23 protein-coding genes and 1 riboswitch are annotated in these 23,775 nt (G+C 72.7%); of the genes, 14 read left to right on the forward strand and 9 right to left on the reverse strand.

The window, feature by feature from the left end:
- Positions 1-3 precede the first annotated feature (3 nt).
- Entirely contained in the window at positions 4-1,095 is a 1,092-nt protein-coding gene (locus JOD48_RS18025) for a thiamine ABC transporter substrate-binding protein (RefSeq protein WP_204809988.1), read from the reverse strand.
- A gap of 58 nt (positions 1,096-1,153) precedes the next feature.
- Positions 1,154-1,280: riboswitch (TPP riboswitch) on the reverse strand.
- 171 nt (positions 1,281-1,451) lie between these two features.
- Between JOD48_RS18025 and JOD48_RS18030 the strand changes: the two genes are divergently transcribed.
- Both JOD48_RS18030 and JOD48_RS18035 read left to right on the forward strand, forming a co-directional pair.
- Positions 1,452-1,721 carry a DUF4235 domain-containing protein gene (locus JOD48_RS18030; RefSeq protein WP_138822447.1) on the forward strand — a complete coding sequence of 90 codons (270 nt, stop codon included), beginning with the start codon at positions 1,452-1,454 and terminating at the stop codon, positions 1,719-1,721.
- Between the two features lie 67 nt (positions 1,722-1,788).
- A complete protein-coding gene (locus JOD48_RS18035; RefSeq protein WP_204809989.1) occupies positions 1,789-3,216 on the forward strand; it encodes a serine hydrolase in 1,428 nt (475 codons plus the stop codon).
- 36 nt (positions 3,217-3,252) lie between these two features.
- On the opposite strand, the gene JOD48_RS18040 is transcribed toward JOD48_RS18035, so the two are convergent.
- The 5 genes from JOD48_RS18040 to JOD48_RS18060 form a co-directional block, all read right to left on the reverse strand.
- Positions 3,253-3,699, reverse strand: coding sequence for a YdeI/OmpD-associated family protein (locus JOD48_RS18040; RefSeq protein WP_204809990.1), 447 nt, complete (start codon positions 3,697-3,699; stop codon positions 3,253-3,255).
- Positions 3,700-3,876: 177 nt separating this feature from the next.
- Positions 3,877-4,926, reverse strand: a complete 1,050-nt coding sequence (locus JOD48_RS18045; RefSeq protein WP_204809991.1) for a phosphotriesterase family protein — start codon at positions 4,924-4,926, stop codon at positions 3,877-3,879.
- Positions 4,923-6,014 carry a DMT family transporter gene (locus JOD48_RS18050; RefSeq protein WP_204809992.1) on the reverse strand — a complete coding sequence of 364 codons (1,092 nt, stop codon included), beginning with the start codon at positions 6,012-6,014 and terminating at the stop codon, positions 4,923-4,925. The genes JOD48_RS18045 and JOD48_RS18050 overlap by 4 nt, the downstream gene beginning before the upstream one ends.
- Before the next feature lie 142 nt (positions 6,015-6,156).
- Positions 6,157-7,140, reverse strand: coding sequence for a ribokinase (locus JOD48_RS18055; protein ID WP_204809993.1), 984 nt, complete (start codon positions 7,138-7,140; stop codon positions 6,157-6,159).
- Positions 7,140-7,883, reverse strand: coding sequence for a glutamine amidotransferase (locus tag JOD48_RS18060; RefSeq protein WP_191790257.1), 744 nt, complete (start codon positions 7,881-7,883; stop codon positions 7,140-7,142). Before JOD48_RS18060 ends, JOD48_RS18055 begins: the two co-directional genes overlap by 1 nt.
- Positions 7,884-8,135: 252 nt before the next feature.
- Here JOD48_RS18060 and JOD48_RS18065 point away from each other — a divergent pair, with 252 nt between their 5' ends.
- Positions 8,136-9,212: a LacI family DNA-binding transcriptional regulator gene (locus JOD48_RS18065; RefSeq protein ID WP_343903023.1), complete on the forward strand. Its 1,077-nt coding sequence runs from the start codon at positions 8,136-8,138 to the stop codon at positions 9,210-9,212.
- Positions 9,213-9,303: 91 nt separating this feature from the next.
- On the opposite strand, the gene JOD48_RS18070 is transcribed toward JOD48_RS18065, so the two are convergent.
- Positions 9,304-9,804, reverse strand: a complete 501-nt coding sequence (locus tag JOD48_RS18070) for a hypothetical protein (RefSeq protein WP_204809995.1) — start codon at positions 9,802-9,804, stop codon at positions 9,304-9,306.
- Positions 9,805-9,853: 49 nt separating this feature from the next.
- A complete protein-coding gene (locus tag JOD48_RS18075; protein ID WP_191790254.1) occupies positions 9,854-10,558 on the reverse strand; it encodes a DUF1361 domain-containing protein in 705 nt (234 codons plus the stop codon).
- Positions 10,559-10,761: 203 nt separating this feature from the next.
- Between JOD48_RS18075 and JOD48_RS18080 the strand changes: the two genes are divergently transcribed.
- The 7 genes from JOD48_RS18080 to JOD48_RS18110 are packed head-to-tail and all read left to right on the forward strand — an operon-like array spanning position 10,762 to position 15,880.
- Positions 10,762-11,988 carry an MFS transporter gene (locus JOD48_RS18080; protein ID WP_307824247.1) on the forward strand — a complete coding sequence of 409 codons (1,227 nt, stop codon included), beginning with the start codon at positions 10,762-10,764 and terminating at the stop codon, positions 11,986-11,988.
- A gap of 58 nt (positions 11,989-12,046) precedes the next feature.
- A complete protein-coding gene (locus JOD48_RS18085) occupies positions 12,047-12,808 on the forward strand; it encodes a methyltransferase domain-containing protein (protein ID WP_204809996.1) in 762 nt (253 codons plus the stop codon).
- Between the two features lie 26 nt (positions 12,809-12,834).
- Positions 12,835-14,196 carry a molybdopterin molybdotransferase MoeA gene (locus JOD48_RS18090; RefSeq protein ID WP_204809997.1) on the forward strand — a complete coding sequence of 454 codons (1,362 nt, stop codon included), beginning with the start codon at positions 12,835-12,837 and terminating at the stop codon, positions 14,194-14,196.
- The gene (moaC, locus tag JOD48_RS18095) at positions 14,193-14,666 is read left to right on the forward strand and encodes a cyclic pyranopterin monophosphate synthase MoaC (protein WP_191796781.1); all 474 of its coding nucleotides are present in this window, start codon (positions 14,193-14,195) and stop codon (positions 14,664-14,666) included. The genes JOD48_RS18090 and moaC overlap by 4 nt, the downstream gene beginning before the upstream one ends.
- Complete coding sequence (mobA, locus tag JOD48_RS18100; protein WP_307824248.1) at positions 14,663-15,316, forward strand: molybdenum cofactor guanylyltransferase; 654 nt, start codon at positions 14,663-14,665, stop codon at positions 15,314-15,316. The genes moaC and mobA overlap by 4 nt, the downstream gene beginning before the upstream one ends.
- Positions 15,313-15,642: a DUF6457 domain-containing protein gene (locus JOD48_RS18105; RefSeq protein ID WP_204809998.1), complete on the forward strand. Its 330-nt coding sequence runs from the start codon at positions 15,313-15,315 to the stop codon at positions 15,640-15,642. Before mobA ends, JOD48_RS18105 begins: the two co-directional genes overlap by 4 nt.
- A gap of 1 nt (position 15,643) precedes the next feature.
- Positions 15,644-15,880, forward strand: a complete 237-nt coding sequence (locus JOD48_RS18110; RefSeq protein WP_204809999.1) for a MoaD/ThiS family protein — start codon at positions 15,644-15,646, stop codon at positions 15,878-15,880.
- 90 nt (positions 15,881-15,970) lie between these two features.
- Here the strand turns inward: JOD48_RS18110 and JOD48_RS18115 are convergent, their stop codons facing one another.
- Positions 15,971-16,501, reverse strand: a complete 531-nt coding sequence (locus tag JOD48_RS18115; RefSeq protein WP_191790248.1) for a MogA/MoaB family molybdenum cofactor biosynthesis protein — start codon at positions 16,499-16,501, stop codon at positions 15,971-15,973.
- A gap of 131 nt (positions 16,502-16,632) precedes the next feature.
- On the opposite strand from JOD48_RS18115, the gene JOD48_RS18120 reads away from it, so the two are divergent.
- From JOD48_RS18120 to narI, 4 genes are read left to right on the forward strand one after another with little or no spacing between them, the layout of a single operon-like run.
- Positions 16,633-20,559, forward strand: coding sequence for a nitrate reductase subunit alpha (locus tag JOD48_RS18120; protein WP_204810000.1), 3,927 nt, complete (start codon positions 16,633-16,635; stop codon positions 20,557-20,559).
- A complete protein-coding gene (gene narH / locus JOD48_RS18125) occupies positions 20,559-22,265 on the forward strand; it encodes a nitrate reductase subunit beta (protein WP_191790246.1) in 1,707 nt (568 codons plus the stop codon). Before JOD48_RS18120 ends, narH begins: the two co-directional genes overlap by 1 nt.
- The gene (narJ, locus tag JOD48_RS18130; protein WP_239527488.1) at positions 22,262-23,014 is read left to right on the forward strand and encodes a nitrate reductase molybdenum cofactor assembly chaperone; all 753 of its coding nucleotides are present in this window, start codon (positions 22,262-22,264) and stop codon (positions 23,012-23,014) included. Before narH ends, narJ begins: the two co-directional genes overlap by 4 nt.
- Entirely contained in the window at positions 23,011-23,772 is a 762-nt protein-coding gene (narI, locus tag JOD48_RS18135; RefSeq protein ID WP_204810001.1) for a respiratory nitrate reductase subunit gamma, read from the forward strand. Before narJ ends, narI begins: the two co-directional genes overlap by 4 nt.
- Positions 23,773-23,775 lie beyond the last annotated feature (3 nt).

The following is a 23,775-nucleotide window of genomic DNA, read 5'->3' on the forward strand; positions in this document are numbered from 1 at the left end:
TGCTCAGCCGATCACCGTCGACGTCCACGCCTTGATCCACTCGTCGCGGTGCGCAGTGATGTCGGCGGGAGCGACCTCGAACGGCGCCGGGGACAGCGGCGCGAACTCGGCCCACCCCTCGGGCAGAGCGACGTCCGCGTTCGCGGGATACATGTACATGTTGTCCGCGATGTCGGCCTGGAACGCGTCGCTCACGAGGAAGTCGACGAGCTTCTTGGCGCCCTCGGGGTTCTCGGCGCCGGCGAGCACGCCCGCGTACTCGACCTGGCGGAAGCACGTGTCGAGGAGCGCGCCCGTGCTGGTCGAGGTCCCGTCCTCGGACACGGTGAACGCGGGCGACGTGGAGTAGGACAGCGCGAGGGGGCGTGGGCCCTTGCCCTCGGAGCCCGAGAAGTCGACCGAGTAGGCGTCGGACCAGCCGTCGACGACCTTGACGCCGTTGTCCTTGAGCTCGGCCCAGTAACCTTCCCAGCCGTCCTCTCCGTAGGCGCCGACCGTCGCGAGCAGGAACGACAGCCCGGGCGACGACGTCGCGGGGTTGGTGACGACGAGCAGGTCCTTGTACTCGGGCTTGGTGAGGTCGTCGAGGGTCACGGGCTCCGCGAGGCCCTTGTCGGCGAACCAGGTGTGGTCGACGTTGACGCACACGTCGCCCAGGTCCACGGGTGTGAGCGCGCCGTCGCCGACCGCGTACTGCGCGGCCGAGCCGGCCAGGCCCGCGGGCGTGTAGGGCTCGAGCACGCCCTCGTCGATCGCGCGCGTCGCGAACGAGTTGTCGATGCCGAACACGACGTCGCCCAGCGGCGAGCCCTTGGTGAGCACGAGCTGGTTGACGAGCGCCCCGCCGTCGCCGGGGGCGACCTGCTTGACGGTCAGCCCGGACTCCTTCTCGAACGCGGCGAGGACGTCCTCGCTGACGTTGAACGAGTCGTGCGTGACGAGGGTGACTGTGCTGCTCGCGGCGCTCGACCCGCTCTCGCCCGATCCCGCGTCAGTGGTGCCTGCGCAGGCCGCGAGGGCCAGCGCGCCGATCCCGCCGACGAGCCCCAGGCCTAGCCTGCGGGGAGTGCTGCGGCGGGTACTGATGGTGTTCACGTGTCCTCCTTGGACGTCACAGGAGGGGGACCTCGCGCACGGGAGGTCCCGTGAGCGAGGCTAGAGAAGCCCGACTTCCTCCACCGGTGCTAACCGGATCAGGTTCGAGGGTCTGCGGTGGTCCGCACTCTCAGCGCCCGTTGCCCGGTGTCTCCCGGGCGGTCGGCGCTCCCCTGTCGTTCACCTGCGACTTTACACCGCGGCCCGACGGCGCGGGCAGGGCTCTCGCGGGTGACGTCCCCCGGGGAGCGCGGCGCCCCGGGGGACGACTACGGTGGGAGTGAGCTTCGCCGTCGGGCCTGCGGGTACGACGGCGGCACCGCCCCGCCCGCCTCACCCTCACCGGAGGAACACACATGGCCGAGAACGAGCAGACCCTCGCCGAGAAGGTCACGACCGTCGCACTGACGCTGGCCGCAGGCTGGATCGCCCAGAAGGCCGTGAGCTACGCGTGGGCCAAGGCGACGGGGCACGACGCGCCCAAGGACCTGGACGACCCGGAGGTCGGCATCATCAGCGCCGTGACGTTCGCCGCTGCGGCGGCTGCCGCGAGCGTGTTCGCGCGCCGGTTCGCGGGACGCGAGGCCAAGCGGGTCGTGAAGCGCTTCGTCGCGCGCGCGTCCTGAGGTCGAGGTCGGGCGGCCCCGGCGGGTCCGCGCCCGCCGTGCGAGGGGTGTTCCGTAGGGTGTCCCGATGCCCTCCCCTCCTGCTGCCCGACGCCGTCGCTCGTCCCTCGTAGGAGGCCTCCTCGTCGTGGGGCTCGCACTGACCGGGTGCTCGTCGCCCGGCCCCGGCTCCGAGGTGTCGCCCACGCCGAGCGTGGCCCCGACCGCGGTCGCGCTGCCGGGCGGGACCGTCGGCAAGGCGGCAGGGTGGGTCATCCAGGTGCTCAACGCGGACGCGTCCCCCGACGCCGCGACGCTCGAGCGGCGGTTCGCGCGGCCGTTCCTGGACCAGGTGCCCGCCGCACAGCTCGTGCCCGTGCTGGAGCAGCTCCGCGCGGACCAGGAGTGGGTGCCGGTCTCGGTCGACGCGGTCGGCCCGGGCGAGCAGCAGGCCGCGCTGACGATCGTCGGCGCGAGCGGTCAGTTCTTCACGATGCAGATCGGGGTCGACGCGGACAGCCGCATCGAGACCCTCTTCTTCGGCCCGGGCGACGACCCGCACCGTGAGCCCGCCGAGAGCTGGGACGAGCTGGGCGAACGTCTCGACGCCGTGGACGCACGGAGCTCGCTGCTCGTGGCCCAGGTCCTGGACGACGGGACGTGCCGGCCGGTCGAGGAGGCCCCCGGCGGCTCGGACGCGGACGAGGTGCTGCCGCTCGGCTCGATCTTCAAGCTCTACGTGCTGGGCGCCGTGTCGCAGGCCGTCGAGGCCGGGACGCTGACCTGGGACGACGCGCTCACCGTGACCGACGACGTGCGGTCGCTGCCCGCGGGCCAGCTCCAGGACGCGCCCACGGGCACCGTGGTCACGGTGCGTGAGGCGGCCGGGCTCATGATCTCGATCAGCGACAACACCGCGACCGACCTGCTGGTCCAGGCCGTGGGACGCGACGCGGTCGAACGCGCGCAGGGCGCGCTGGGGCACGTGGACCCGTCGCTCAACACCCCGTTCCTCACGACCCGCGACGCGTTCGCGATCGCCTGGGGAGCGCCGTCGCAGGCCACCGGGTGGGCGGCGGCCGGCACCGCGGAGCGGCGCGCGATGCTCGACGCGCTGCCCGGTGGGCCCCTCGACGTCGACCCTGCGGGAGTGACCACGCCCGTCTGGCAGGACGACGTCGACTGGTTCGCGACGTCGTCGGACCTGTGCGCCGCACACGTCTGGTTGCACGAGCGCGGCGAGCAGGACCCCGTCGTGCGCGAGGTGCTCTCGGTCAACCCCGGCATCGAGGTCGACGCCGAGGCGTGGCCCTACGTCGCGTTCAAGGGTGGCAGTGCGCCGGGCGTCCTGGCCGGATCGTGGCTCGCGGAGGACGCGGAGGGCGACAGCTACGTCGTGACCGTGCAGCTCGCAGCCACGGACCCGGCCGTGCTCGCGAACCCGACCGTGCTGGTCGACACCGCGGAGAGCGCCTTCGCGCTGCTCGGTGGCGTGGCGGGTTCGGGCTCGACGTAGAGGGGGCCTCGCGCAGCGCCTTCGACGTCGACGGCCCTACGTGCCGGGAGCCGGTCCCGCGATGGCCTCGACGGCCTTGTCGATGCGCCGCTGCCGGGTCTCGGGGGTCTTCGCGGCCTCGATCGGCTCGACCAGCGCGCGGCGGCGGCTGAACGACAGGGCGTCGAACGCGGCGCGCGCCGTGGGCGTGAGCACGGCGGCGAGGTCGTCGGGCACGGCGAGCTCGCGCGGGGCGTCGTCGACCTCGATGTCGACGTCCACCTCGTCGCCGCCCGACACCCCTGCGGCCTCCCGGTTCTCGGCGCTGAGCGCGATCATGAACCGGCCCTGGTACGGCGCGACCGAGCTGCGGTAGGTGTGCCCGCCGACCGTGACGCGCACCGGCACACGCTTGCCCGCGTCGAGCGCGGCGACCACGTCGTCCGGCACGGGGATGCCGGTGGCCGTCTTGCCGCTCTGGAGGATCGTGGTCCGGAATCGCATGGGCCGAGTCTTCCACCGGCCCGACGACGTGGCGCGCCGACCGCTCGACGGTCGCCCCGCCGTCGGGCCGGAGCACGGGGCCGAGGTAGGACGTGCTGCGCGAGGTAGAACGCACCGCGCACTACCTCGCGCAGCACGTCCTACCTCGCGGTCACACACCGTCACCCGGTCACCCGGTCACGCCGTCAGCATCGTCGCCGGGTTCTCGTGCGTCAGGCGGCGCAGCACCTCACGCTCGACCCCGCGCTGCGCGAGCATCTCGGTGAAGACCGTGGGCACGTAGGCGAACCCGTTCCCGCCGTTCTGCACCCACATCTGCTTGAGGAACACGTCGTGGCTCATGAGCACCTGGCCCGCGAACCCCGCGTCGATGAGCCGGTGCACCGCGCCCGCCGTGGTGTGCGGGTCGGGCGAGACGCCCTCCTTGGGGTAGGTGATGTCCATGCCGACCATGTCGAACTCGAGCCACACGCCCCGCTCCGCGACGGCCCGCTGGTACGCGGGGTCCTCGGCCGAGGGGTCCATGTGGCACAGCACGACCTTCTCCGGCCGCACGCCCACCTCGTCGAGCACGAGGTCGAGGATCTCGTGCGCGCGACGCTGCCAGCCCGGCAGGTGGATCTGCATGGCGACGTGCGGGTGCTCGAGCTGCGCCAGTGCCGAGGCGCGCAGCGACGCCCGCTCCCCCGCGGTGAAGTCCGGCGAGACGCCGATCTCCCCGATCACGCCGGGCCGGATGCCCGTGTCCCGCACGCCGTCCGACAGCTCGCGCGAGATCGCCGCGGCCTGGGCCTCCACGGCCTGGGCCGTGATGCGCTCGCCCTCGAACTTCTCGAGGTAGGCGCCCGCGCCCATGACGACGTTGAGGCCGGTGCGGCTCGCGACGTCCGCGAGGCGCTCAGGGTTGCGCCCGATCGCCTCGCTCGACGTCGCGTCCACGACGGTCCGTCCACCGAGGGCCGCGAAGCTGCGGATCTCCGCCTCGACCGCGGCGACGGGCTTGTCGGCGATGTTGTCGGCGCAGCAGTACGGGTCCTGGCGCAGGGCCCAGGCGACCGACGCCGACACGGGCTCGCGGACCACGGCCCGGGAGAACTCGTAGCTGGGCGCGTCGAGCACTCCCGACAGGTCGTTGAACAGGTGCTCGTGGGGCAGGGTCAGCCCCAGGTCGTGCACCGCGACGGGTCCGGTGACCGTCTGGACGAATCCGGCCGGCGTGACGTTCATCGCGGGCTCACCTCTCCTGCCTCACCACCGCCGACGGCGGCGGCCACTGCTGCGTCACCGCTCACGCCGGACGAGGTCTCGGTCGACTTACCGGACGGGATCATGCCGATCACCGCCGCGACGAGCGCGATCACGGTGCCGATGATCGTGGCCGCGTAGATCGTGTGGCCGAGCGACGGGACGGCCCAGTCGATCAGGAGCGAGCCGACGAGCTGGCCCGCCGTGGACGCGAGGCCCAGGAGCAGCAGCCCGAGGCCCCGGACGAGCAGCGCCATGAGCGCGATCGAGAGGAGGCCGAGCGGGCCGCCGAGGTACATCCACCACGTGGGCGGCAGCTGGAAGTCGACGCCCGAGGTCATGGCGCGGATCCCGTAGGCGATGCCCAGGGCCGTGAAGCCGACCAGGAAGTTCCAGCCGATCGAGACGAGCATCGAACCCGTGGCGTCGGCGACCGCGGCGTTGCCTGCGGGCTGCCAGCCGGCGAGGAGACCACCGACGAACGGCATGATCGCGAGGGCGATCGTGTGCGGGGTCGAGAAGTTCGGCGAGATGACGATGACGGTCGCGACGATCGCGAGGACGGCGCCCGCGAGGCGGAAGAACGTGAGCGGCTGCTTGACCGAGGCCGTGACGCCCAGGCGGTCGCAGATCACGCCCGAGATGACCAGACCCGAGATGAGCGAGATCTGGAACGTCGCGACGCCCAGGACGCCGACCGTCACGCCCTCCGAGAGCACGATGACGGCGCCGCAGAGGCCCGCGAGGAAGTTCCACCACGGGATCGTGCGGCCCTTGATGAGGCTCGGGATCGAGAGCGCCTCGCGCCGCGTCACGGGGCGCGCGAACACGATGACGCACATCAGGACCAGGCCCGTGCCGAACGAGATGAGGGCGGCCGCGTGACCGTCGCCGATCGTCTTGCCGAGCTGACCGTTGACCGCGGCCTGCATGGGGCCGAGGGCTCCGGCGAGGACGGTCGCGAGGACGAGGAGCGCGGTCGCGGTGCTCTTGACCTTGTTGCGCTGCGACGGAGCGACCGTCTGGGCGCCTCCCGAGCGGGAGGCGGTCTCCGGCGTGGTGTGCTTCATTGCTTGGCCGTGCCTTTCATCTTTCGACGGTACGTCGGATCGGTGGACCGATCGAACGGCCAGCCCTGGGTCGACGCTGAGTGGTCGGGCTGGGTGGGGGTCGTGCGGGGTGGGGGTCGTGCGGTCGGACGGGTCGTGAGGGTCAGTGCTCCGGCGTGGGGTCCTGCGGTGCGGCGGGCACCTCGTCGGCGAGCGGCAGGGACTCGATGGCCCCGTCGCGAGTGGTCGTGACGGCCGCGACGCGGGCTGCCCAGCGGGCGGCCCCGACGAGGTCCTCCCCGCGCAGCAGCCCGTCGGCGAGCGCTGCGCAGAAGCTGTCGCCCGCGGCGGTCGTGTCGATCGCGTCGACGCGCACGGCGGGGACGGGGGTCGGCAGCCCGTCGCGGGGCACCACGACCGAGCCGTCGGCCCCGAGGGTCACGACGACGTCGCCCGGGAAGGCGAGACCTCGGACCATGGCCACGACGTCGGCGAGCGACCCGGGGGCCTCGTTCGCGCCCGCGAGGGTCGCGAGCTCGAACCGGTTGGGGACCAGGACGTCGAACCGGTCGCGGATCTCGGTCGGGACCGGGACCGCGGGGGCCGGGTTGAGGATCGTCGTCCCGGTCGCGAGGCGCGTGACGGCGGCGAGCGCACCGAGCGGGGTCTCGCACTGGCACAGGACGACCTGTGCGTCGGCGACCGCCCGGACCGCGGCGTCGCGCGAGTCGACGAACTGCTCGTCGACGTCGCCGTTGGCGCCCGCCTCGATGACGATCGTGGACTCGGGCTGCTCCCAGAGGATCACGGCGGTGCCGGTGGGCTGCTCGGAGATCGCGACCGACGCGACGTCGAGCCCCTCGGCCACGAGTCGGGTCGTGATCGCGCGGCCCGCGTCGTCGTCCCCGACGGCCCCGACCATCGCGACGCGACGGCCCAGGCGCGCGGCGGCGACGGCCTGGTTGGCCCCCTTGCCGCCGGGCGAGCGCTTGAGCCCGGCCGCGCTGATGGTCTCGCCCGAGCGCGGGATCCGGTCGACGGTCAGCCGGATGTCCATGTTCAGGCTGCCGACGACGGTCACCTCCGGGGGGGCCGTGACCTGCGGGGCGAGGGCGGGGGTGACCCCGCCCTCGGGGCGGGCGCTCATCAGCCTGCGAGCCAGGTGATCGCCTGGCCGAAGAGCTTGCCGTAGCCGGACCACTCCATGAACTCGCGGGGTGCCCAGTGCGGGGAGATGTCGGACGCGAAGGCCAGCGTGCGGCCCTCGCCCTCGGTGCGGACGGCGACGAGGGGGCGACCCTCGATCGTCGCGAGGACGGTCGCGTCGGCCTTGGCCGTGAGCTTCTGGTAGCCGAGCAGGATGGGCCACTCGGCATCGAGGCCCGCGGTCACGGGGTGCTCGACGTCGGTCAGGACGCCGCTGATGCCCTCGGGGGTCTCCTCGCGGTCGTCGTACGGGAGGATCTCGACCGGCAGGACGGCCTCGACCGCGGTGCCGTGGTAGTTCGCCTTGGCCTGGAAGCCCTGGAAGCTGAGGTAGCCGCCGGCCATCATGAGGCCGCCGCCGCGACGCACCCACTCGGCGAGGAGCTTGATGCGGTTCGGGAAGGGGCGTCCCTCGGAGAACACGACGGGCGGGAGCAGCAGGGTGTTCGCGCCGATGTCCGACAGGAGGACGACGTCGTAGGCGTCGAGCTCCTCGAGGGTCGACGGGAAGTCGGTCGCGACGAGGTGCGACGGGAGGTGCGTGACGTCGTGGCCCTCGGCGGCGAGCGCCTCGAGCAGCTTGGCGCAGCCGATCTCCAGCTGGGCGTGCGGGAAGGCGTCGTAGCCCTTGTAGTCCGTCGCGGCATTGATCCACGACTCTCCGGCTAGCAGCACGCGGCTCATGCGGTTCTCCTCAAGACGGTTCGGGCTCCGCCGCACATCGGCGACGTTGCGCAATGTTGTGTTGCTGTTGCGCAACAACCTAGGCGCGCGGCATCCTGGTGTCAACCGAGTCGCGACGAGGCACCCACCGACGGGCCGCTGCGGAGCCGACGGCACCGGGAAACCGCGGCCCCTACGGACTCCCGGCCTGCCCATCACCGGCGCAGCGATAGGCTCGGGCAGCACCCCGACGGCCGGGGCACGAGCAGAGAGGTGGCGACGATGACACTGACGCAAGTTGCGCAACACGCAGGCGTCTCGACGTCGACGGCCTCCCGCTACCTGCGCGGCCAGCTCAACGTCCAGCCCGAGACCGCGGCCCGGATCGACGCCGCCGTGGCCGCGCTCGACTACCGCGGCGCCACCACGAGCCGCGGGGTCCGCGCCGCCCGCCCGAGCGCGGGACCGCACGCCCGCTCCGACGCCGGGCAGGGCGTCGTGGCGCTCGTCGTACCCGACTTCACCAACCCGTTCTTTACGACGCTGGCCGAGGAGTGCGCCGACCTCGCCGCGTCCCGCCAGATCCCCCTGGTCGTCGCCGTCTCCGGCAAGCACGGCGAGCGCGACGGCGGGCTGAGCCCCCTGATCGGGGGCAGCGACGTGCTGGGCGGCCTGATCTACCTCGGCATGAGCCGGACCGACGAGCGCCTCGCCCGCGCGGTCGAGGGCGGGCTGCCCGTCGTCGTGATCGACGAGGAGATCGACCTCGACCTCGCGGTCGACACCGTCACGGTCGACAACTACGGCGGCGCCTACCAGGCCACGAGGTACCTGATCCAGCAGGGGCACCGCCGGATCGCGCACGTCGCCGGCCCGCCCGAGCTCTCCACGACCCAGGAGCGCAAGCGCGGCTACGTCGACGCCCTCACCGACGCGGGACTGCCCGTCGACCCCGAGCTGGTCCGCCACGGCCCGTACACCGAGCAGTTCGGCGCCTCGACGTTCCCCTACCTGACGCGGCCCGGGAACTCCCCCACCGCGGTGTTCGTGGGCAGCGACATCGTGGCCGTCGGGATGCTCGGCGCTGCCGAGCTCCACGGCATCCGCATCCCCGAGGACCTGTCGGTCGTGGGCTGCGACGGCATCCGCATCGGCCAGTGGCTGCGCCCCCAGCTCACGACGCTCGAGCAGCCCGTCGCGGCGCTCGCCCTCGCGGCGGTCGACGCGCTCGAACGGGCCATGGCCCGCCGCGGGGCCGACGCCCCCGACGACGCCGCGGAGCCCGCTCGCACGGTCCTGCCGCTCCACCTGGTCATCCGCGGCTCGGTCGCGCCGCCGTCGGTCCCCTGACCTTCCGCCTCAGGCGCCCCGCACACCGGCCGAGCGGAGCGACGAGCCGCCGCGCTGATCGCACGGCGGCTCGCACCCGGACCTCGACCTGTCAGGCGGGCACCTGGATCTGGGCGTCGAGCGTGCGCCGCAGGAAGCCGTTGAGCGCGGCACCGATGAACCGGCGCCCGCGGAACGTGTGGATCTCGCGGGCCGCGAGGTCCACGAGGACGGGCTGGACGATCACCGCGAACTCGAGGCGCGGCTTCACGGTGGCGGCGGCGACGAGCTCGGGCGTGACGCCGTCGGCGACGATCACCGCGAACGCACCGATCCCCGACTGGACACCGCGCAGCGCGTTGCTGCGCCGCTTGGCGAAGGCCGAGACGTCGCGGGTGTAGAGGTCCACCTGCAGGTCGGTGGGCGTGAAGTGCGCGACCGCGGTGACGACGTGGACACGAGACATCGCGGCGGGGACGAACTTCGCGCGGTAGCCGACCAGTGCCTGCACCGGGCCGACCTGGTCCCGTCCCACCTCGCAGCCGTCGTCGGTCATGCGGCGGCGGGTGGCGTCGAGGTACTCGGCTGCGGTCACGGCGATGGGTGCGTTCACAGCGGTGAGCGTAGGGCAGAACGTCGACCGCAGGAAGAGGGTCGCCCCGTCAGCCCGTGACAGCGGTGATGGTCTCGAGGAGCGACCCGATCACGACCAGGTAGATGAGCGCGAAGAACACCGTGTAGAGGCCGCTGAACAGCAGTGCGTCGCGCACCTTGCCGGGCGTGCGGAAGTACCCGAGGAGCTTGCGCAGGAACCCGACGGGGTGCACCAGGTCCCAGCTGTTGAAGCGGATGTACCGCCCCAGGTAGATCCCGAACGAGACGAGCACGAGGATCACGAGGACCACGAGCCAGGACGCCGGGCGCTCGAAGGGGCGCAGGTCCTCGGGGTAGCGCAGGACGGCGTAGAACATCTGGACGAGGAAGATGTTGACGACGGTGTTGAGGACGCCCGACATCGCGAGGGTCAGGACCGCGACGATGTCGTACCAGAGCGGCACGTCCTCGCCGTCCTTGCGGTGGCTGAAGTTGAGCTCGGTCACGAGGTATCCGGCGTTGGGCAGCAGCAGGAGCCAGATCGCGAGGCCCGCGACCGCGAGGATCGCGACGAGCCAGGGCGCTGCCCCGGCCGCAGCGAGCACGAGGTCCACGACGATCAGGGCCGTCAGCACGAACACGGGCAGCACCGACAGCCCGACGTTGAGCAGCATCGGCCGGTAGACCTCGGTACGGAACAGGGGCGCGCGCAGGAGGATCAGCGTGAACGCGAAGACGTTGACGAGGATCACGCCGAGGAACAGCAGGGTCATGGGTGGGGCCTTCGTGGTGCGGCGTGGGCGGGGGCGTGGGGACCACGCTAGGGCCCGACGGCGTCCCCGCCAGCCCGCGCGACACGTCACCTGCGCGGATAGCGTGGGTCGGGCGGGAATCTCGAGCTCCACCGATTCGCCCGAGGACGGGCGACCGACCCCCGGGAGTCACAGTGACGCAACCTGACGAATCAGCCGCGCCGGTGACGGCTCCCGGCGCCGGGCAGGGCGCCGCCGCCTCGACCGGCGGCGCGCCGTCGGGCGGGTCCGCGACGCTCATGCTGGCCCTCGCGACGATCGGGTTCGCGGTGAACTTCTGGGCGTGGGCGCTCATCAGCCCGCTCGGTGGTGCGTACAGCGCGGCGCTCGGCCTGACGGCGGTCCAGCAGTCGGTGCTCGTCGCGGTACCCGTCATCGTGGGTTCGCTGGGGCGCATCCCGGTCGGCGCGCTCACGGACCGCTTCGGGGCGCGCATCATGTTCCCGCTGGTCAGCGCGGCGACGATCGTCCCGGTGCTGTTCATCGGCTTCGTCGCCGACAGCTTTCCGCTGCTCATCCTGGGCGGGTTCTTCCTGGGGCTGGGCGGGACGGCGTTCGCGGTCGGAGTGCCCTTCGTCAACGCCTGGTACCCCCCGGCTCGGCGCGGCACGGCGCTGGGGATCTTCGGGATAGGGATGGGCGGCACCGCGATCTCGGCGTTCACGACGGTGCGGATCACCGACGCGTACGGCAAGAGCGCACCGTTCGTGCTCGTGGCGTGCGTCCTGGCGGTGTACGCGGTCGTGTCGTGGCTCCTCGTGCGCGACGCCCCGGGCCGGGCGGCGGCTGCGCACGGGCACTTCCTGGCGCGCACGTGGGCCACGTTCAGGCTCCCGGCGACGCTCCAGCTCTCGTGGCTGTACGCCGTGGGGTTCGGCGGGTTCGTGGCGTTCAGCGTGTACCTGCCGACGTTCCTGGTGAACGCCTACGACCTGACAGCCGCCGACGCCGCCGCGCGGACGGCCGGGTTCGTGGTGCTCGCGGTCGCGTGCCGCCCGATCGGCGGGACGCTCTCGGACCGGTTCGGCGGGATCCCGGTGTCGGTCGCGTGCTTCGCGCTCGTCACGGTCCTGGCCGCGGTCGTCGCGTTCCAGCCGGATCTCGTCCCCCTGGGGACCATCGCGTTCCTGGGCCTCGCGGTCGGGCTCGGCGCGTCGTCGGGCGCGACGTTCGAGCTCGTGGCCAAGGTCGCCCCGCAGGACAAGGTCGGCGCTGTCACAGGGCTCGTGGGGGCCGCGGGCGGGCTGGGCGGGTTCATCCCGCCGCTCATCATGGGCGCGGTGTACCAGCTCAACGGGGACTACGGCCTGGGCTTCGCGGCCCTGTCGGTGACGGCCCTGCTCACGCTGCTGTTCACGCTGGGGCCGGTGCGGCGCGGGACGCGGGGCTGACCGGCCCGGGGCTGATGTATCTTGATGTCAAGACTGTTGACATCAAGAGGAGTGTGTCGTGGCGGACTGGAACCCGGAGAGCTACCTGCACTACGCCGACGAGCGTTCGCGGCCCTTCGTCGAGCTCCTGGCCCGCGTGCCGGGTACGCCTCGCACAGTGGTCGACCTCGGCTGCGGACCCGGTCACCTGGCCGAGGCCCTGCGCCACCGGTGGCCGGGCACCGACGTCCTGGGGGTCGACTCGTCGCCCGCGATGATCGAGCGGGCCCGACGCGACGACCCGGGCGGGCGGTACGTGCTCGCCGACCTGCGCACGTTCGAGCCCCCGGCCCCCGTCGACCTCGTCGTGAGCAACGCGACGCTCCAGTGGGTCCCTGGCCACCGCGCCCTCCTGCCACGCCTGACGTCGATGGTCGCCGCCGGCGGGTCGTTCGCGTTCTCCGTCCCGGGCAACCACGACGCCCCGAGCCACGTGACGCTGCGCGAGGTCGCCGGACGCGATCGGTACCGGGAGGCGACCGGCTCGGCCGCCCGTCCGGGCGGTTTCGACGCCGAGCAGTACCTCGGCGACCTGGCCCGGCCCGGCTGGCGGGTCGACGCCTGGGAGACCACCTACGTGCACGTCCTCCATGGCGAGGACCCGGTCTACGCCTGGATCGCGGCGACAGGCGCCCGCCCGGTGCTCGATGCCCTGCCCGAGGTCCTGCGCCCGTCCTTCGTCGCCGACCTCCAGGAGGCGCTGCGCGCGGCGTACCCCGCGCACCCCTACGGGACGCCGCTCGCCTTCCGGCGGGTCTTCGCGGTCGCGACACGAGTCTGAGCGACGCGGCGGCCTACGGTGTCCCCATGGACCCCCACGCCCTGGACCAGCCGTCGCAAGCACCCGTGGACCGGCCGCGTCCTGACGGGTCGCCCCGTGCGGGCGACGGCCCCGCACCGGCCGGGACGACGGTCGACGAGTACCGCGACCACGTCCTCGCGCTGGTCTCGCCGTCGTCCCCCGAGCAGGTCCCCCTCGACGAGCTCGCGACCGCCGCCCCCGCCCGGCGCGTGCTGGCCCACGACGTCCGCTCCCTCCTGGACGTCCCGCGCTTCGACGCCTCGGCCATGGACGGGTACGCGCTGCGCGGCGCGGACCTCTCGGCCGCGACCCCGGACTCCCCCGTCACGCTGCGCGTCGTGGGCGACATCGCGGCGGCACCCTCCGCCGCCCCCGGCGGCCCGTCGTCCGGCCTGGGCGCCCCCGGCGAAGCCGTCCGCATCATGACCGGCGCCCCGGTGCCGGACGGGTGCGACGTCGTCGTGCCCGTGGAGCGGACCTCGACGCGACGCTTCGTACCCGGTGCCCCGCTGGAGGAGCGGATCGAGGTCTACGAGCCGTCCAGGCCCAACGTCCGCCGCCGCGCCGAGGACGTCGCGGTCGGCGACCTCGTCGCCGCGGCGGGCGCCACGACGACCCCGCGGCTCGTCTCGGCCGCAGCCTCGGCAGGGCACGCGACCCTTCCGGTGCACCGCGTCCCTCGCGTCGCGGTCCTCTCGACGGGCAGCGAGCTCGTGCCGTTCGGCACCGCCCCCGGTCCGGGCCAGATCCCCGACTCCAACTCGCTCCTGCTCGCGGCGTGCGTGCGCGACGCGGGCGGCGTGCCGGTGCGCGTGGGCGCGGTCCCGGACACGGCCGAGGCGCTGCGCGCGGTGCTCGACGACGTCGCCCCCCACGTGGACCTGATCGTCACCTCGGGCGGAGTCAGCGCGGGCGCGTTCGACGTCGTCAAGGAGGTCCTGTCCGGCCCGTACGGCGAGGATCACGGGGCTTCGGAGGTGCGGCTCGTCGCGGTCGGGATGCAGCCCGGCAAGCCGCAGGCCGCCGCACGCTGGCGCGGCACTCCCCTGCTCGGCGTGCCCGGGAACCCGGTGAGCGCGTACGTGTCGTTCCGGGCGTTCGTGCGCCCGGCGGTGCGCCGCCTCGCGGGCCACCCGGAGCCCGTCGAGCCGCTCGTCGAGCGCGTCGCCGCCGAGGGCTGGCGCTCCCCCGCGGGGCGGCAGCAGTTCCTCCCGGTGCGCTTCGTCGGGGCCGACGGCGTCGCACCGGTCGGGCCCGGCGCGCACCACGTCTCGGCCCTGACCCGGGCCGACGCGATCGCGGTCGTACCGCCCGAGGTCGAGGCGGTTGGGCCGGGCGAGGTCGTGCGTGTCATGGTGATCGCATGAGCGAGTTCACCCACCTCGACGAGCGCGGCCACGCCCGCATGGTCGACGTCACCCTCAAGCAGCCGACCGTCCGTTCCGCGACCGCGACCGGCGTCGTCCGGTGCGGTCCGCACATCGTCGCGGCGCTGCGGTCCGGCGAGGTCCCCAAGGGCGACGTGCTCGCGGTCGCGCGCATCGCGGGCATTCAGGGAGCCAAGAAGACGGCCGAGCTGCTGCCGCTCGCGCACATCATCGGGGTGCACGGCGCGGCCGTAGACCTCGACGTCCAGGACCACGGCGTCGAGATCCGCGCGACCGTGCGCACCGCGGACCGCACGGGGGTCGAGATGGAGGCGCTCACCGCGGTCGCGGTCGCGGGGCTCGCGGTCGTCGACATGGTCAAGGGGCTCGACAAGTCGGTCGAGCTCACCGACGTCCGCCTCCAGTCCAAGACGGGCGGCAAGTCGGGCGAGTGGGTGCGCCCGGTGTGAGCGGGCCCCTGTTCGACGCGGTCGTGCTCGCGGGCGGGCGGGCGCGGCGGCTCGGCACGTCCAAGCCGCAGCTCGTCGTCGCGGGCGCGCGCCTGCTCGACCACGTGCTCACCGCGACCCGCGACGCCCGGGCGACGGTCGTCGTCGGGCCCGACGACCTGGCGTCCGAGGCGTACGTCCTCACGCGCGAGGACCCGCCGTTCGGCGGTCCGGTCGCGGGGACCGCGGCGGGCCTCGCCGCACTGCCCGACGGCGCAGTGCCCTGGGTCCTGCTCCTCGCCTGCGACGTGCCGCGGGCCGCGGAGGCCGTGCCGCTGCTCGTGGCGGCCGCCACCGGCACCGCCGCCGGTCACGGGGAGATCGACGGCGTGCACCTCGCGCACGACGGGCGGGACCAGTGGCTCGTCGGGCTGTACCGGCGCGAGGCGCTGGACGACGCCGTGGCCCGGCTCGAGGGCGACCCCGCGCAGGGCGGCCTCGCGGGTGCTCCTGTGCGCCGACTCGTCTCGGGGATGCAACTCACCCGTGTCGAGGACGTGGACGGTCTGAGCGCCGACGTGGACACGTGGCAGGATGCGGAGACGTACACGCTGCGGCGCGCGCGGTTCGGCACTGGCGACCCGCACGGACCATCGGGAGGCACGGCATGAGCAACCTCGAACGCTGGGTGGACACCCTCGTCGACGAGTTCGACCTCGACCGCGAGGCGGTGGACATCGGGGCCATCCTGGACCTGGCGCGCGACGCCGCGCACCGGGTCGAGCGGCCCGCGGCCCCGCTGACCACCTTCATCGCGGGCTATGTCGCCGGGCTGTCCGCCGGGGAGGGCGCCGACCACCCGGGTCTGGACGCCATGGAGCGGGCCACCGAGCTCGCACTCGCGTGGGAGGTCGAGCCGACGCTCGACGAGGTCGTCGTCGACGGTGCTGCGGACGCCGACAACCCTGTGGAGCCCGCCGCCCCCGAGAGGGCGTGACGTGCCGCGGGTCCGCTACTTCGCCGGTGCGGCCGAGGCCGCCGGGCTCGAGGCCGAGTCCCTCCCGGGGGCCTCGGTCGGGGAGCTCTTCACGGCCATGACCGCCCGCCACCCCGCGCTCGCCGACGTGCTGCCGCGCTGCTCGGTGCTCGTGGGTGGCATCCGGACCGCCGACCACGGCGTGGCGCTGGCGCCCGACCAGCAGGTCGACGTCCTGCCCCCTTTCGCGGGCGGCTGACTGTCCCCACCTTCCGCTGAGTGCGGAGTAGTTGTCGTCCGGAGAGCCGATCGACGACAACTGCTCCGCACTCAACGACACGTCTTCCCCTCAGTGGTCCCCGCCCGCGAGCTGCGAGAACACGTGCGGCAGCAGCGGTTCGAGCACCGACCAGCCGTCGCGCACACCGCCCGGCGAACCCGGCAGGTTGACCACGAACGCCCGCAGCCCACGGGCCCCCGGGGCGGTCCCCACGATCCCCCGTGACAGCACCGCGCTCGGCACGACGGTCGCGCCGCGTCGCCGGATCGCCTCGGCCACGCCCGGCAGCTCCTGGTCGACGACCTCGGCCGTCCCCTCGGGCGTGTGGTCGCGCGGGCCGATGCCCGTCCCGCCCGTGGTGATCACGAGCCGCGCCCCCTCGACCAGCGCGGAGGTGAGCGCGTCGCGGACCGAGCTGACGCCGTCGGGCACCAGACGCGACGTGACCCGCTCGAAGCCGCCCGTCTCCAGGAGCGAGACCAGGAGCGGCCCCGAACGGTCGACGTACTCGCCGCGCGAGCCGCGGTCGGAGACCGTGACGACCGTGACGGGCAGGTGGGCGAGGGGGAAGGTGGCGTGGGGCCCGTCGAACGTGGTCATGGGAGCACCGTAGACAATCAGGGCGCACCGGGCGACGTGGCCCTGCTCCCCGGGCAGAACCCTGCGGGACGTGGGCATACTGCGAGGCAGACGAACGAACACGCACGGTCCTGCTCGCCCCAGGAGGTCGCATGTCGCAGTCCACCGTCCCCGGCCCGGGCACCGACGCCCGCGCCGCGGACGCCCCACGCCCTGAGTCCCCGGGGGGCAGCGGTGAGGACGCCCTGCTCCGGCTCGGCAAGCACCTGCGCCGCGGCGAGGTCTCGCCGGACCTGCGCCAGCTGTTCCTCCAGGGGGGTCGCGAGGGCGACGTCTTCTACCGGGACCGGTGGTCGCACGACAAGGTGGTGCGCTCGACGCACGGCGTGAACTGCACCGGGTCGTGCTCGTGGAAGGTGTACGTCAAGGACGGCATCATCACGTGGGAGACGCAGCAGACGGACTACCCGTCGGTCGGCCCGGACTCGCCCGAGTACGAGCCGCGCGGCTGTCCGCGCGGCGCGGCCTTCAGCTGGTACACGTACTCCCCGACGCGGGTCCGCTACCCGTACGTGCGGGGCGTGCTGCTGCGGGCCTTCCGCGACGCGAAGGCGCGCACGGGCGACCCCGTGCGCGCGTGGGCCGAGGTCACGGGGAACCCCGAGACGGCGCGCGCGTACAAGCAGGCGCGCGGCAAGGGCGGCCTGGTGCGTGCGTCGTGGGAGGAGGCCGCGGAGATCGTCGCGGCGGCCCACGTCCACACGATCAAGACGTACGGCCCGGACCGCATCGCGGGCTTCTCGCCCATCCCGGCGATGTCGATGGTCTCGCACGGCGTGGGCGCACGGTTCATCTCGATGCTGGGCGGCGCGATGCTGTCGTTCTACGACTGGTACGCGGACCTGCCGGTCGCCTCCCCGCAGGTGTTCGGCGACCAGACCGACGTCCCCGAGTCCGCCGACTGGTGGAACTCGTCGTATTGCATCATGTGGGGCTCGAACATCCCGGTGACCCGCACGCCCGACGCGCACTTCATGGCCGAGGCGCGCTACCGCGGCCAGAAGGTGATCGTGGTCTCGCCCGACTACGCCGACAACACGAAGTTCGCCGACGAGTGGCTCGCCGTGCACCCGGGCACGGACGGCGCGCTGGCGCTCGCGATGGGGCACGTCATCCTGCGGGAGTTCCACGTGGAACGTCGCACGGCGCCGTTCGTGGACTACCTGAGGAGATACACGGACTCGCCGTTCCTGGTCACGCTCACGCCGAGCCCGGCGTCGGCCTCGTCGGGGCCCGACGGCGGAGCTCACACCGCGGGACGCATCACCTACGTCCCGGACAAGTTCCTCACCGCGGCCGACCTGGGCGACGACGTGCTGCCAGGAGCCGCGAGCGCCGCCAACGCGGCCTTCAAGCCCGTCCTGCTCGACGCCGACGGGGGCGTCGTCATCCCCAACGGCACGCTCGGGCACCGGTTCGGCGAGGCCGACGAGGGCAGGTGGAACCTCGACCTGGAGGGCGTGGTCCCGCTGCTGTCCGTCGCGGACGGCGTGGCGGGCGCTCCGGGGATCCCGGGGGCCGCGCACGAGACGCACGGCGCGTCCCACCACACCGCCGTCAGCGTGGACCTGCCGCGCTTCGACCTGTCCCCCGACCCCGACCAAGGCGAGACCGGGAGGCACACCGGCGGCGCGGGCTCGGTCACGCGCGGCGTGCCGGTCCGGCGCGTGGGCGGGCACCTGGTGACCACGGTGTTCGACCTGCTGCTCGCCCGCTACGGCGTGAACCGCGAGGACCTGGACCTGCCGGGTGAGTGGCCCTCGGGCTACGACGACGCGGACTCGCCCGGCACCCCGGCGTGGCAGGAGCAGTTCACGGGGGTCCCGGCCGCGGCGGCCGCACGGATCGGTCGCGAGTTCGCGGACAACGCCGAGCGGTCGGGCGGGCGCTCGATGATCATCATGGGCGCGGGGGCGAACCACTGGTTCCACGCCGACACGATCTACCGGGCCATGCTCGCGCTGACGACCATGACGGGTTGCCAGGGCGTCAACGGCGGCGGCTGGGCGCACTACGTCGGGCAGGAGAAGTGTCGGCCCGTCACCGGATGGGCACAGTACGCGGGCGGCCTGGACTGGTCGCGGCCACCGCGCCAGATGATCGGCACGGCGTTCTGGTACGTCGCCACGGACCAGTGGCGCTACGACGGGCTGCCGGCGGACGCGCTCGCGACACCGCTGGGCTCGGGTCTCTTCGCGGGCCGGACCACGGCCGACTGCCTGGTCGAGTCGGCGCAGCGCGGCTGGATGCCGAGCTACCCGACGTTCGACCGGAACCCGCTCGACCTCGTGGACCAGGCCGAGGCGGCGGGCGTCGCCCCCGCGGACTACGTGGTCTCCGAGCTGCGCAGCGGCGCGCTCCGGTTCGCGGTCGAGGCGCCCGACGCCCCCGAGAACTTCCCGCGCTGCGTCACGGTGTGGCGGGCCAACATCCTGGGGTCCTCGGGCAAGGGCAACGAGTACTTCCTCAAGCATCTGCTGGGGACGGACTCGGCGGTGCTCGCGGACGAGTCGGCGCCCGCGCGGCGCCCGCAGTCGATCGAGTGGGCCGAGGAGGGCGCGCGCGGCAAGCTCGACCTGCTCACGACGCTCGACTTCCGCATGACGAGCACCACGCTGTTCTCGGACGTCGTGCTGCCCGCGGCCACCTGGTACGAGAAGCACGACCTGTCCACGACGGACATGCACCCGTTCGTGCACTCGTTCAACCCGGCGATCAGCCCGCCGTGGCAGACCCGCACGGACTTCGACATCTTCCACACGATCGCGCGGAAGATCAGCGAGTACTCGGTCGAGCACCTGGGCGTGCGCAAGGACCTCGTGGCCGCTCCCCTGCTGCACGACACCCCCGACGCCATGTCGGTACCGCACGGCACGATCGTCGACTCGGGCGAGGGGTCCGCGTCCCGTCCTCTGGTCCCGGGCGTGACCATGCCCAAGCTGGTCGTGGTCGAGCGCGACTACCCCGCCTTCGCGGACCGCATGGCCTCGCTCGGACCGCTCACCGAGAAGCTCGGCATGGTCACCAAGGGCGTGCAGTTCTCGCCCGGCGAGGAGGTGCGGGTCCTGGGGCAGAAGAACGGCCTCGTCCCCTCGGGCCCCGCGGCGGGGCGCCCGCGGCTCGACAAGGACACGCACGCGTGCGAGATGATCCTCGCGCTGTCGGGCACGACGAACGGTCGCCTCGCGGTCCAGGGCTTCGAGCACGTCGAGAAGCGCACGGGCGTCGAGCTCGCGGACCTCGCGCGCGACGAGCAGGGCAAGCGCGTCACGTTCCCGGACGTCCAGTCCCGCCCGACGACGGTCATCACCTCCCCGGAGTGGTCCGGCTCGGAGCACGGGGGCAGGCGGTACACCGCGTTCGCGATCAACGTCGAACGCCTCAAGCCGTGGCACACCCTGACGGGACGCCAGCACTTCTTCCTCGACCACGACTGGATGACCGAGCTCGGGGAGCAGCTGCCGGTCTTCCGGCCGCCGCTCGACATGCACCGCCTGTTCCCCGACTCGCCGCCGCTGGGCGACCGCTCACCGAGCGGCTACCCGGGCTCGGAGGGCCAGGCCGAGGTCGCGGTGCGGTACCTGACGCCGCACTCGAAGTGGTCCATCCACTCGGAGTACCAGGACAACCTCTTCATGCTCTCGCTGTCGCGCGGCGGGCCGAACATCTGGATGTCGCCGCGCGACGCCGACAAGATCGGGGTGCGCGACAACGAGTGGATCGAGGCGTACAACCGCAACGGCGTGGTCGTGGCGCGGGCCGTGGTCTCGCACCGCATGCCCGAGGGCACGGTGTACATGCACCACGCGACCGACCGCACGATCGACGTCCCGCTCGCCGAGACGTCGGGGCTGCGTGGCGGCATCCACAACTCGTTGACGCGGGTGCTGCTCAAACCGAGCCACCTCGTGGGCGGCTACGCGCAGCTCGCCTTCGCGTTCAACTACCTGGGCCCCACGGGCAACCAGCGCGACGAGGTCACGACGATCCGTCGTCGTTCGCAGGAGGTGACGTACTGATGCGGGTGATGGCTCAGATGTCGATGGTCATGAACCTCGACAAGTGCATCGGGTGCCACACGTGCTCGGTCACGTGCAAGCAGGCGTGGACGAACCGTACGGGCGTCGAGTACGTGTGGTTCAACAACGTCGAGACGCGGCCCGGTCTCGGCTACCCCCGGACCTACCAGGACCAGGAGAAGTGGCAGGGCGGCTGGGTCCGCACCCGGCGCGGGAAGCTCAAGCTCCGCGCGGGCGGGCGGGCCAAGAAGCTCGCGACGATCTTCTCCAACCCCAAGCTCCCGTCGATCCACGAGTACTACGAGCCGTGGACGTACGAGTACGACATGCTGCTCTCGGCCCCGCAGGGCCCGCACACCCCGGTCGCCAAGCCGAAGTCGCTCCTGACGGGCGAGGACATGAAGATCGAGTGGTCGGCCAACTGGGACGACGACCTGGGCGGGTCCAAGGAGACCATGCAGGACGACCCCATCCTGCAGCACATGAGCGAGCACGTGGCCTCGGAGTTCGAGCAGACGTTCATGTTCTACCTGCCGCGCATCTGCGAGCACTGCCTCAACCCCGCGTGCGTCGCCTCGTGCCCGTCGGGGGCCATGTACAAGCGGGCCGAGGACGGGATCGTCCTGGTGGACCAGGACCAGTGCCGCGGGTGGCGCATGTGCGTCACGGGCTGCCCGTACAAGAAGGTCTACTTCAACCACAAGACCGGCAAGGCCGAGAAGTGCACGCTGTGCTACCCCCGCCTCGAGGTCGGCCTGCCCACGGTCTGCTCCGAGACGTGCGTGGGGCGCCTGCGCTACCTGGGCCTGGTCCTGTACGACGCGGACCGCGTGACCGAGGCCGCAGCCGTGGAGGACGAGCACGACCTCCTCGAGTCGCAACGCTCGGTCTTCCTCGACCCGAACGACCCCGCGGTCGTCGAGGCCGCGCGCGCCGAGGGCATCCCCGAGGACTGGATCGCGGCCGCGCAGGCCTCGCCCATCTGGGCGCTCATCCAGAAGTACCGCGTGGCCCTGCCGCTGCACCCCGAGTACCGGACCATGCCCATGGTCTGGTACATCCCGCCGCTGTCGCCCGTGGTCGACGTGGTCGGGTCGTCGGGCAACGACGGCGAGGACCCGCGGACCCTGTTCGCGGCGATCTCCAAGCTCCGCATCCCGCTCGAGTACCTCGCGGGGCTCTTCACCGCGGGCGACACCGTGCCGGTCGAGCGCACGCTGCGCCGTCTGGCCGCGATGCGCACCTACATGCGCGACATCAACCTGGGCGACGAGCCCAACGAGGCCGTCGCCCGTGCGGTCGGCATGACGGGCACCGAGATCCAGGAGATGTACCGCCTGCTCGCGATCGCCAAGTACGAGGACCGCTACGTCATCCCGACCGCCCACCAGGAGATCGCGCGCGAGCTCGAGGAGATCAGCTGCTCGCTCGACTTCGACGGCGGCCCCGGGATGGGCGGCATGGGCGGCGCCGGGCCGTTCGGCTCGTCGAGCGGGACCCCGGTGCCCGTCGCGGTCGAGAACTTCCACGTGCTCCAGGCCCGTCAGACGGCCGACTCCCCCAACGGGCCGTCGACGTCCGGGCGCGTCAACCTGCTCAACTGGGACGGCAACGGCCGGCCCCCTGGCCTGTTCCCGCCGGGGTCTCCCGGTGGCTCGGACGGCCCCGGGCCGGACACGTCCGGCGACGGCACGGCGGCCCGATGATGGGCCTGTTCACGAAGTCCCCGGCGACGACCTTCCTGCCCCGCCCGACGGCGCGCACGCCCCTCCTGGAGCCCCTCACGCCGGTCCGGGCCACGCCCGCGCAGCGGCGCACCACCCACATGGCCGCCTCGCTCCTGCTCGACTACCCCGACGCCGGGACGCTCGCCGCCGCGCGCGAGGTGCGCGACGTCGTCGGGCAGCTTCCCGATTCCGTGCAGGCGCGGCTCGACACGTTCCTCGACGACCTGGAGACCGGCGAGCCCGCCGCCCTCGAGGCGCGCTACGTCGCGACGTTCGACCTCAAGCGCAAGTGCTCGATGTACCTGTCGTACTACGCCGCCGGGGACACCCGGAAGCGCGGCATGGCGCTCGTGCGGTTCGTGCAGGCCTACCGGGCCGCCGGGTGGGAGGTCGACGGCGAGGAGCTGCCCGACTACCTCCCCATGGCCCTCGAGTTCTCCGCGCGCGCGACCACGCGCGACGAGGAGCGCATCGCCGCGGGGCTGCTCGGCTCGCACCGCCAGGGCATCGAGGTGCTGCGCTCTGCCCTCGCCGCGATGGCCAGCCCGTACGCGCTCGTGGTCGAGGCCGTGTGCCTGACCCTGCCCCCGCTCGACGCCGAGACCGAGCGCCGGTACCTCGAGCTCGTGACGTCGGGCCCGCCGACCGAGATGGTCGGGCTGTCGGCCATGGGGCCGCTCGAACCGTTCGCCCCCGCAGGGGCGCCGCCCGAGGAGGTACGACGATGACCGGAGCGAGCACGGGCGACATCCTGCTGTGGGTCGTCTTCCCCTACGTGACCTTCGCGGTGTTCGTCGTCGGGTCCGTGTGGCGGTACCGCTACGACAAGTTCGGGTGGACCACGCGGTCGAGCGAGCTCTACGAGAAGAAGCTCCTGCGGCTCGGGTCGCCGCTGTTCCACTTCGGCCTGCTGTTCGTCATCCTCGGCCACGTCCTGGGGCTCGTGATCCCCGAGACCTGGACCGAGGCCGTGGGGATCGACGAGGGCGCGTACCACTTCGTGGCCACCTACATGGGCTCGCTCGCGGCCCTCGCGCTCGTCGCCGGGCTGCTCATCCTCGTCTACCGGCGGCGGACCACCGGGCCCGTGTTCCTCGCGACCACGCGCATGGACAAGGTCATGTACGTGTTCCTCGCCGCATCGATCCTGCTCGGCGCGTGGGCGACCGTCCAGACCCAGCTCCTCGCCGAGAACCACGGGTACAACTACCGCGAGACCATCTCGCCGTGGTTCAGGTCCCTCTGGTACTTCCAGCCCCAGCCCGCGCTCATGGAAGGCGTGCCCGCGGCGTTCCAGCTCCACATCGTCGCCGCGAACCTGCTGTTCATCCTGTGGCCCTTCACGCGGCTCGTGCACGCGTTCTCGGCACCCGTGCCGTACATCTTCCGGCCCTACATCGTGTACCGCTCGCGCGACGCGTCCGTGGCGTCCCGCGAGCCGCGGCCGGGGTGGGACCCGTCGGAACGGCCGGGTACCAAGCGGTAGGTC

Origin of the sequence: Oerskovia paurometabola, from assembly GCF_016907365.1 — a bacterium.
GTDB lineage: Bacteria > Actinomycetota > Actinomycetes > Actinomycetales > Cellulomonadaceae > Oerskovia > Oerskovia paurometabola.